Annotated in this window: 8 protein-coding genes; 5 read left to right on the forward strand and 3 right to left on the reverse strand. The window is 72.4% G+C overall.

The genetic code is table 11. The annotated features are described in order from the left end of the window. Positions 1-147 precede the first annotated feature (147 nt). The 3 genes from ACZ7G3_RS33710 to ACZ7G3_RS33720 all read right to left on the reverse strand — a co-directional run bounded on the left by ACZ7G3_RS33710 (position 148) and on the right by ACZ7G3_RS33720 (position 3,716). Positions 148-1,392 (reverse strand): DUF5667 domain-containing protein, encoded by a 1,245-nt coding sequence (locus tag ACZ7G3_RS33710; RefSeq protein ID WP_426603791.1) that lies wholly within the window; start codon positions 1,390-1,392, stop codon positions 148-150. Positions 1,393-1,654: 262 nt separating this feature from the next. Beyond that, positions 1,655-2,449 (reverse strand): ECF subfamily RNA polymerase sigma factor, BldN family, encoded by a 795-nt coding sequence (locus tag ACZ7G3_RS33715; protein WP_426524946.1) that lies wholly within the window; start codon positions 2,447-2,449, stop codon positions 1,655-1,657. Positions 2,450-2,786: 337 nt separating this feature from the next. After that, a complete protein-coding gene (locus ACZ7G3_RS33720; protein WP_470930299.1) occupies positions 2,787-3,716 on the reverse strand; it encodes an HAD family hydrolase in 930 nt (309 codons plus the stop codon). Between the two features lie 258 nt (positions 3,717-3,974). Between ACZ7G3_RS33720 and ACZ7G3_RS33725 the strand changes: the two genes are divergently transcribed. The 5 genes from ACZ7G3_RS33725 to ACZ7G3_RS33745 all read left to right on the forward strand — a co-directional run bounded on the left by ACZ7G3_RS33725 (position 3,975) and on the right by ACZ7G3_RS33745 (position 9,801). After that, on the forward strand, positions 3,975-4,307 hold the full coding sequence (locus ACZ7G3_RS33725; RefSeq protein WP_426603803.1) for a glutaredoxin family protein: 333 nt from the start codon (positions 3,975-3,977) through the stop codon (positions 4,305-4,307). Between the two features lie 274 nt (positions 4,308-4,581). Then, positions 4,582-5,367, forward strand: coding sequence for a redox-sensing transcriptional repressor Rex (locus tag ACZ7G3_RS33730; protein WP_470930301.1), 786 nt, complete (start codon positions 4,582-4,584; stop codon positions 5,365-5,367). Continuing rightward, on the forward strand, positions 5,364-7,115 hold the full coding sequence (locus ACZ7G3_RS33735; RefSeq protein ID WP_470930303.1) for a glutamyl-tRNA reductase: 1,752 nt from the start codon (positions 5,364-5,366) through the stop codon (positions 7,113-7,115). The genes ACZ7G3_RS33730 and ACZ7G3_RS33735 overlap by 4 nt, the downstream gene beginning before the upstream one ends. Continuing rightward, positions 7,112-8,107: a hydroxymethylbilane synthase gene (gene hemC, locus ACZ7G3_RS33740; protein ID WP_470930305.1), complete on the forward strand. Its 996-nt coding sequence runs from the start codon at positions 7,112-7,114 to the stop codon at positions 8,105-8,107. The genes ACZ7G3_RS33735 and hemC overlap by 4 nt, the downstream gene beginning before the upstream one ends. Next, entirely contained in the window at positions 8,104-9,801 is a 1,698-nt protein-coding gene (locus ACZ7G3_RS33745; RefSeq protein ID WP_426524934.1) for a bifunctional uroporphyrinogen-III C-methyltransferase/uroporphyrinogen-III synthase, read from the forward strand. Before hemC ends, ACZ7G3_RS33745 begins: the two co-directional genes overlap by 4 nt. Positions 9,802-9,981: the final 180 nt, after the last annotated feature.

The following is a 9,981-nucleotide window of genomic DNA, read 5'->3' on the forward strand; positions in this document are numbered from 1 at the left end:
TGGAACTGTACGAACTCAAGTTCCCTCACCTCGGCGCCCGCGCGCATGGCGAGCGCCACCCCCCCCCCCCCCCCTCCCCCCCCCCCCCCCCCCCCCCCTCCCCCCCCCCCCCCCCCCCCCCCCCCCCCCCCCCCCCCCCCCCCCGGGTCAGTCCGCGTCGTCCGCTTCGATGCCCAGGCCGGGGAGGAGGCCCGGGAGGAGGGGCGGGAGGGTGACGTCCGGTTCGGCGGGCGGGGTGTTGTCGCCCGTCGGCGGGGAGGCGGTGCCGGTGTCCTTCGGCGGGTCGAGCAGGCCGCCTGTGCCGCCGCCGAGCAGGCCGTCGTTCTCGCGGCCGGAGTCGGCCGACTCGCTGGGCCTCTCGCTGTCCGTGCGCTCGCGTTCGGACGTACCGGTGTCGCCGGTGCTGGGAGCGGACGAGTGGCCGGAGCCGGGGGTGCCGGTGGTGGCGGACTCGGAGCTGTCCTGCCGGCCGCTGTCTCCGCTGTCGTCGTCCCGGGACGGCTGCTCCGGCAGCATGGACTGCAGCGGGGCCACGTCGTCCTCTATGGCGTCGAAGACGGAGGACACCTGGTCACTGACGTCCCCGAGCTGCACGGGAAGCCGGTCGCGCAGTGCTCCCCAGGTTTCCCGGTGGGAGCGGGAGAAGGTGGACAGGGCCTGCATGGGGGCGAGTGAGTCGGGGTCGCGGGCGTAGGCGGCGCTGAGCAGGCGGTGGCCCTCGGAGGCGTCGTGCTCCATGCCGGACAGGGCACGGCGGACCTCGCTGAGGGACTCGTGGTCGAGGGGCCCGCCGCGGTCGCGTTCCATCAGCCGGCGTGCTTCGTTGAGCCGGGTCGATGCCAGGTCCAGGTGGGCCCGGCCGCGCTCGTCGTCCCCGTCGGCGAGACCGAGGCGGAAGTCCTCGATGCCGCGCTTGAGGCCGTAGAGCGAGTCACCGGGCAGGGCGTCCGAACTGGCGGCGGCGACTCCGCCGAAGGCTCCGGCGGCCACGCTCACGCTCAGTCCGCCCGCGGTGAGGCCCTTGGCCAGCCGCGAGCGTGGCCGGAACCTGCTCAGTGAGGCCGCCCGGTGGGTGCCGCGCGCGCGGCGTTGCTCCGGTACCGGACTGTCCGTCGCCCCGTCGCCCGCGGTGCCCTCTTGCAGCATGGCCTCGAATGCGGCCACCAGCTGGGCCCGCTGGACGACCTTGACCTCGGGATCCAGCTGGGGCCGGGGCAGCGTCTCCAGGCCGGCGGCGAGGGTCAACAGACGACCCTGCCCGGTCGGTTCCGCGGTGGCCCCGGCGTCGGCCGGTCCTCCGGACTGCTCGGTCGCCGCCCCGGGATCGGACTGCTCCTCCAGAGCCTGGGCGAAGGCGTTCGCCCGCCGGTGTGCCGATACGTTCGCGATCACTGGCGGCACCTCCTCTCGTCATGACGGTCGACTCCCCAGGGGGTCCTGAGGGTTGCACACCCTGATCTGAACCACCCGATCGTGTGATCGGAGTCGGCCAGGGGGTGACCACAGGGAGCCTGCATCCGGCACAACGAGCGGCGCGGCACTTGGGTTACGGACGGTGGGTGATCGGACCGCGGGTACAACAGGCTTGCACCGACGGTGATTTGGGGAACACGGGGAGTTTCGGCGGGTGCGGCGCCTCCGGGGCGCCGGGAGCTCAGCGCGCGTCGTCCGGGAGCAGTCGGGCGAGGGTGCGCACGGCCCGGTACTGGAGCGTCTTGATGGCGCCCTCGTTCTTGCCCATGACACGGGCGGTCTCGGCGACCGAGAGGCCTTGGAGGAAGCGCAGGGTCACGCACTCCTGCTGCTGCGGGTTGAGCCGTCGTACGGCGTCCAGCAGGGCGGCGTTGGAGAGTGATTCGAGGACGGAGTCCTCGGGGGACCGCTCGACCTCGTTGGCGTCGAGCATCTCGCCGGTGGTGACCTCCAGCCGGAAGCGGCTGGACTTGAAGTGGTCGGCGACGAGGTTGCGGGCGATGGTCACCAGCCAGGCGCCGAAGTCGCGGCCCTGCCAGGTGAAGGTGCCGATGCGCCGCAGGGCGCGCAGAAAGGTCTCGCTGGTGAGGTCCTCGGCGGTCGCCTTGCCGCCCACCCGGTAGTAGATGTAGCGGTACACGGTGTCGCTGTACTGGTCGTAGAGCCGTCCGAAGGCGTCGGCCTCGCCGGCCTGGGCCCGCTCGACCAGGTCCATCATGCGGGCGCTGTCGCTGTCCGCGGCGGGGCGGCGGTGGGTGGTGGCGGCGGTCCCGGACGAGGACGACCGCGCGCGTCTGCCGACGGCGGCGCTTCCGTCGGCCAGTGCGTAGCACGGGCCGACGGGGGCGGTGGCCGCGGCGAGGGCGGGAAAGGCGTACGCGGTGGGGACGAAGCCGCGCAACAGGTCTTGGGCTGATTTGACCGTTGCGCGCAGCGTAGCCAGGCCCGAGGCGTCAACCCCGACGTGTGGGTACACGGGACTCCCAGAGGCAGAGCTTCCATCACGTGCAGTACGGAACCATTCACCCGTCGTAGCGAAGGTGGGGTGCCGGAATGCGTCTGAGGAGAATAACGCTTCGTACAGGTGCTGCTACGCCCAGTTGCTCAAATCATCGATTACGTCGCTTCTGTGCCCGATTGACGGTCGATCGGTTGCGACAGAGTGATCGGTTGGCGACCGGAACCGTTCAGGTTCTTTGTGACTGCAGAGCGTGTTGTGGTCAATGTGGGAAAGGGGGACTGGAGGGGATGCTCCGGGGGTACGTCCCATGGATGGCTCGGCGGGCGGCTCGGCGGGCGGCCCGGCGGGTGACTCAGCGGCGGCGGCGGTGCAGTGCGATGGCCGCCGCGGTGCCGCCGGCCACGGCGCCGACGCCCGCGGCCGCCGGGATGCCGACCTTGGCCGCCTTGCGGCCCGTGCGGTAGTCGCGCAGCCGCCACTCCAGCTCCCGGGCGTGCTTGCGCAGCTTGCTGTCGGGGTTGATCGCGTACGGGTGTCCGACCAGCGACAGCATCGGGATGTCGTTGTGGGAGTCGCTGTAGGCGGCGCAGCGGGACAGGTCCAGGCGCTCCGCCGCCGCCAGCGCGCGCACCGCCTCGGCCTTCGCGGGGCCGTGCAGCGGCTCGCCGACCAGCTTGCCCGTGTAGACGCCGCCGATCGACTCGGCCACGGTGCCCAGTGCGCCGGTCAGGCCCAGGCGGCGGGCGATCACCTGGGCGATCTCCACCGGGGCCGCCGTGACCAGCCAGACCTTCTGCCCGGCGTCCAGGTGGGCCTGGGCGAGGGCGCGGGTGCCGGGCCAGATCCGCTCGGCCATGTACTCGTCGTAGATCTCCTCGCCGATCGACTTCAGCTCGGAGACCCGGTGGCCCTTGACGATCGACAGTGCGGAGTCGCGGGCGTCCTGCATGTGCTCCGGGTCCTCGAACCCGGCGAGCCGGAACCATGCCTGCTGCCAGGCGAACCGGGCGAGGTCGCGGGTCTCGAAGAACTTCCGCTTGTACAGGCCCCGGCCGAAGTGGAAGATCGCGGCGCCCTGCATCACGGTGTTGTCGAGGTCGAAGAAGGCGGCTGCCCTGTCGTCACCGTGGACCGGGAACTCGGCTTCCGCACCCGTGCCGGGTGAGGTGTCCTGTGCGGACTGCGCGGACTTGCGGGCTGCCTCCGCCGAGGCCTCGCCTGCCAACACGCTCCGTGCCGTGGCGGAGCGCCTACGGGGAGTGAGCCATCGAAGAGCGGCCATGTCCGTGAGCATAGCCAGTTTGTTCGGAGGCTTCGGAGCCGAGAGGTTCGGAGGCTGTGAACTCCGCGCGACCGTGTCGTCAAAGGGTTCGGTGAGGGGACCGGCGGAGGGCCCGGTGGAGGCGTCGGTGAAGAGCCGGGTGCGGGCCTCCGCGAAGGCCTCGCCGAAGGACCGGTCCCGCGGGCGCGTCGGCGTGCCGGCCCGGCAGGCGGTCCGGCCGCCGTCGAGGGGTCGGCTCGCGGCGTCGTGCGCGCGAGAATGGCCGGCATGAGTCCCCTCTTCCGCCGAAAGCCCTCGCCGACCCCGGGGGCCCCGCAGCCCGCGCAGTCCTCTGAGCACTCCGAGAACCATCTCGTCACCCTTATCCGCAAACCCGGCTGTCATCTGTGTGATGACGCACAGCTCGTCGTCGAGAAGGTCTGTGCCGACCTCGGTGTCCCCTGGGAGGGGAAGGACATCACCGAGGACCGTGAACTCCACGACGCGTACTGGGAACAGATCCCGGTCGTCCTGGTCGACGGCAGGCAGCACACCTTCTGGCGTGTGAACGAGGAACGCCTGCGCAAGGCACTGACCGACGAGTCCAAGTAGTCCGGATGGTCGCTTAGGATCGATGGTGACTTGGTCTCGGGGGCGTTGATCGTGAGGAGTGTGTGCGGCTTTGCCCCCGATGGGAGAGGAACGCGGGTGCGAGTGCGCCGGTTCCCGGTTCGCACGCCGGGCGCGCGTGAGCCCGGTCACGTTGGCCGGGCAAATCGGACACCATCTTTGTGCACGCGTTCACAAAGACATAGCCTGCATTCGACGGGGCGGTCATGTAGGGACGTATGACCGCCTACAGCCCCGCTCTACCCGCAGGAGCACCGTGGCAACTGGCCGAACACACCGACCGGCGACCCGCAGCCGAGGGATTCCCGAGGCCACCGTCGCCAGGCTTCCGCTGTACCTCCGCGCCCTCACCGCGCTCTCCGAGCGCTCGGTGCCCACGGTCTCCTCCGAGGAGCTGGCGGCCGCGGCGGGAGTCAACTCCGCGAAGCTGCGCAAGGACTTCTCCTACCTCGGCTCCTACGGGACCCGGGGCGTCGGCTACGACGTCGAGTATCTCGTCTACCAGATCTCCCGCGAGCTGGGGCTCACCCAGGACTGGCCGGTAGTGATCGTCGGTATCGGTAACCTCGGTGCCGCGCTCGCCAACTACGGCGGGTTCGCGTCCCGCGGTTTCCGGGTCGCCGCGCTCATCGACGCCGACCCGGGAATGGCCGGAAAGCCCGTCGCCGGGATCCCCGTGCAGCACACCGACGAGCTGGAGAAGATCATCCAGGACGACGGTGTCTCGATCGGTGTGATCGCGACCCCCGCCGGTGCCGCCCAGCAGGTCTGCGACCGGCTCGTGGCCGCCGGTGTCACCTCCATCCTGAACTTCGCGCCGACCGTGCTGAACGTTCCCGAGGGCGTCGACGTGCGCAAGGTCGACCTCTCCATCGAGCTGCAGATCCTCGCCTTCCACGAGCAGCGCAAGGCGGGCGAGGAGGCCGCGGCCGACGGCGTCGCGCCGCCCGTCGCCGCCCGCAGGCAGCAGCACCCCGCCGACTCCGCCGCCTCCGCCGACAAGGGACCCGACGGGGACGTTCCCGCCGTGATGCCGGCATGAGCCTTCTCGTCGTCGGACTGAGTCACCGCAGCGCCCCCGTCAGTGTCCTGGAGCGGGCCTCGTTGAACGCGGACGCGCAGCTCAAGCTGTTGCAGGACACGGTCGCCGCCGAACCGGCCACCGAGGCCGCGGTGCTGGCCACCTGCAACCGCATCGAGCTGTACGCGGACGTGGACAAGTTCCACGCCGGTGTCGCCGAGCTGTCCACGCTGCTCGCCCAGCACAGCGGGGTCGGCCTGGAGGAGCTCACTCCTTATCTTTACGTGCACTACGAGGACCGGGCCGTCCACCACCTCTTCTCGGTGGCCTGCGGGCTCGACTCGATGGTGGTGGGCGAGGGTCAGATCCTCGGCCAGATAAAGGACTCCCTGGCCAGGGCCCAGGACCTGCACACCGCCGGACGGCTGCTGAACGACCTGTTCCAGCAGGCGCTGCGGGTCGGCAAGCGGGCCCACTCCGAGACCGGCATCGACCGCGCCGGGCAGTCCCTGGTCACCTTCGGCCTGGAGCAGCTGTCCGCCGGAGCCGACGTCCAGGAATGGGCGCGGGGCAAGAAGGCCCTGGTCATCGGCGCCGGTTCGATGTCCTCACTGGCCGCCGCGACGCTGGCGCGGGCCGGGGTCGCCGAGATCGTGGTCGCCAACCGCACCTTCGAGCGGGCCGAGCGGCTCGCCCAGATCCTTTCCCAGGGCGACGACACGGACGTGCTGGCCCGCGCGGTACCGATGGACTCGGTGCCGGTCGAGCTGACACGTGCCGACGTGGCCGTCTCCTGCACCGGCGCGACCGGGCTGGTCCTCACGGCCGACGCCGTGGCGGCGGCGGTGGAGGGCCGCACCGGCGCCCCCGCCGTCGAGCCCGGTGCCGGGCGTCCGGTGGCCGAGGCCGGCCCCGGTGGCGTACGGGAGGCAGCTGAAACGCCTCTGCAGGGCGGCGCCACTGGTGGTGCCGCGACCGGTGCCGGTGCCGACGAGAACTGCCCGCTGGACCTGTCCTCCGTGCCGTCCGGTTTCTCCGTCATGGGGGAGGCCGCGGTGGCCGGCATGGACGCGGCGACGCTGGAGCAGCACGGGGCCTGGGCCGCGGGCGGTGCGACGGTGGAGCGGTCGCGCGAGGCCGGGCGGCCGGGCGCCGAGGCGGACGCCGAGCTGATCACCGCGCTCGCCGCGACGGCGACGCGCGTGGGCCGTGTCCCCGAGCGCCGCCGGCCCGAGCCGGTAGCCGAGGTGCCGCGCCCGCAGCCGGTGCTCTTCCTGCTCGACCTCGCGATGCCGCGCGACATCGACGCCGCGGTGCACCGGCTGGCCGGGGCCCGCCTGGTGGACATCGAGTCGCTCGCCGACGCGTCGGCCGACGCTCCGATGGCCGCCGACGTCGACATGGTCCGCCGGATCGTCGCCGACGAGGTCGCCGCGTTCGGGGCGGCCCAGCGGGCCGCGCACATCACTCCCACCGTCGTCGCGCTGCGCAGCATGGCCGCCGGCGTCGTGGCGGGCGAGATCGCCCGGCTGGAGGGGCGGCTGCCGGGCCTCGACGACAAACACCGCGCCGAGATCACCCAGACCGTCAAGCGTGTGGTCGACAAGCTGCTGCACGCGCCGACGGTACGGGTCAAGCAGCTCGCCGCCGAGCCCGGCGGCGCCGGGTACGCGGACGCGCTGCGCACCCTGTTCGACCTCGACCCCGAGACGGTGGCCTCCGTCTCCCGCGCCGAGAACAGCACTGAGAAGAACCGAGGGCCGGCATGACTGAGAAGGCACTGAGGCTGGGGACCAGGCGCAGCAAGCTCGCCATGGCCCAGTCCGGGCAGGTGGCGGACGCCGTGAGCCAGGTGACCGGTCGGCCCGTTGAGCTGGTCGAGATCACCACGTACGGCGACGTCTCGCGGGAGCAGCTGGCGCAGATCGGCGGCACGGGCGTGTTCGTGGCCGCGCTGCGCGAGGCGCTGCTGCGGGGTGAGGTGGACTTCGCGGTTCACTCGCTCAAGGACCTCCCCACCACTCCGCACGAGGGGCTGGTGGTGGCCGCCGTACCGGAGCGCGAGGACCCGCGGGACGTGGTCGTCGCCCGGGACGCGCGCAAGCTCACCGACCTGCCTCGCGGGGCGCGGATAGGGACGGGCGCGCCGCGTCGCATGGCGCAGCTGAACGCGTACGCCCGCACCCACGGGCTGGAGATCGAGACGGTCCCGATCCGGGGCAACGTCGACACCCGCATCGGATACGTCCGCAGCGGTGAGCTCGACGCCGTCGTGCTGGCCGCCGCCGGGCTGAACCGGGTGGGCCGCATCGACGAGGTGACCGACTTCCTGTCGGTCGACACGGTTCTGCCCGCTCCCGGCCAGGGGGCACTGGCGATCGAGTGCACCGCGGACAACGCGGACCTCGTCGCCGCGCTCGCCGAACTCGACGACCCGTTCACGCGGGTCGCCGTGACGGCCGAGCGGTCACTGCTCGCCGCCCTGGAGGCCGGCTGCAGCGCCCCTGTGGGCGCGCTGGCCGACCTTCCCCCACTCTCGGCTCCGCTCGAGCGGGGGGACCCCCAGGCCGACGGGCAGGTTGTCAAGGAAATGCGCCTGCGCGGCGTCGTCGGTACCACCGACGGCTCGACGCTGGTGCAGCTGTCCACCACCGGTCCCGTGCCCCAGACGCACGACGCGGCGATGGCACTCGGTCGCGAACTCGCCACCGAGATGCTCGCCCAGGGCGCGGCCGGTCTGATGGGGGAGCGAGCACATTGAGCCCCACCACCTTTCCCACCGGTCCGGAACACGGGCACGTCACCTTCCTGGGTGCCGGACCCGGAGATCCGGGACTGCTGACTCTGCGCGCCGTGGAGGCACTGGCGCACGCGGACGTCCTCGTCGCCGAGCACGAGGTGCTCGACGTCGTACGCACGCACGCGAGGCAGGGCGTGTCGGAAGTGCACACGGACGCCGATCCGTCGGATCCGGGCACAGGCGCGCCCCAGCTGAAGGTTGTTGACGGCGCGTCAACGACCTCGGGCGTCCCCGCCGTGCGGGATGCCGCACATCTTGTCATGGAGGCCGCGCGGGGCGGCAGGCGGGTCGTGCGTGCGGTGACCGGGGACCCCGGGCTCGACACGTACGCCGCCGAGGAGATGCTGGCGTGCGCCGCGGCCGGGGTGCCCTTCGAGGTCGTCCCCGGTATCGCGAACGCGGTCGGTGTGCCGGCGTACGCCGGTGTGCCGCTGCGGGACGCCGAGGGTGCCGACGTGCGGTTCGTGGACGCCCGTACGGCGTCGGACCGCTGCTGGACCGAGGTCGGCGCCTCCGACGGGACGGTCGTCGTGTCGACGACGCTCGACTCGGTGGCCGCGGCCGCCGGTGAGCTGGTGTCGGCGGGCCGCAAGCCGGACACCCCGATGACGGTGACGATCGCCGGTACGACGACGCGGCAGCGGACCTGGGCGGCGACGCTCGGCACGGTCGCGCAGACGCTGAAGCAGGCGAAGGTGCTGCCGTCCCCGGACGGTGGGCGCCCGGTGATAGCCGTGGTCGGCGAGCGTTCCGCCTCTCCCCGGCGCGACCAGTTGTCGTGGTTCGAGTCCAAGCCGCTGTTCGGCTGGAAGGTCCTCGTGCCGCGTACGAAGGAGCAGGCGGCGTCGCTCTCCGACCAGTTGCGGTCGTACGGCGCCGTGCCGAGCGAGGTCCCGACCATCGCGGTGGAGCCGCCGCGCACCCCGCAGCAGATGGAGCGGGCGGTCAAGGGCCTGGTGACGGGCCGGTACGAGTGGATCGCGTTCACGTCGGTCAACGCGGTGAAGGCGGTCCGGGAGAAGTTCGAGGAGTACGGGCTGGACGCCCGTGCCTTCGCGGGCATCAAGGTCGCCGCGGTCGGGGAGCAGACGGCGAAGGCGCTCATCGCCTTCGGCGTGAAGCCGGACCTGGTGCCGAGCGGTGAGCAGTCGGCCGCGGGCCTGCTGGAGGACTGGCCGCCGTACGACCCGGTCTTCGACCCGATCGACCGTGTCTTCCTGCCCCGCGCCGACATCGCCACGGAGACGCTCGTCGCCGGGCTGATCGAGCTGGGCTGGGAGGTCGACGACGTCACCGCCTACCGCACGGTGCGCGCCTCGCCGCCGCCGGCCACGACCCGGGAGGCGATCAAGGGCGGCGGCTTCGACGCGGTGCTCTTCACGTCGTCGTCCACGGTGCGGAACCTGGTCGGCATCGCCGGCAAGCCGCACAACGTCACGGTGATCGCGTGCATCGGTCCGGCGACCGCGAAGACGGCCGAGGAGCACGGCCTGCGGGTGGATGTCATGGCTCCCGAGCCGTCCGTCCACAAGCTGGCGGAGGCCTTGGCCGACTTCGGCCTGCGGCGTCGCGCGGCGGCGGTGGAGGCCGGGGATCCGGTGACGCGGCCGAGCGAGCGGCGGCCGGGGGCGCGGAGGCGGCGGTCTTCGACCTGAGGCCGTGAGGCCGTGACGTCGTGTGGCCGGGAGGCTGAGTGCGACGTGGGGGGGGGGGGGGGGGGGGGGGGGGGGGGGGGGGGGGGGGGGGGGGGGGGGGGGGGGGGGGGGGGGGGGGGGAGGGGGGGGGGGGGGGGGAGGAGGGACGTTGGGGGGGGGGGGGGGGTGGGACCGCGTGTC

Source organism: Streptomyces sp. NPDC037271 (assembly GCF_055603605.1).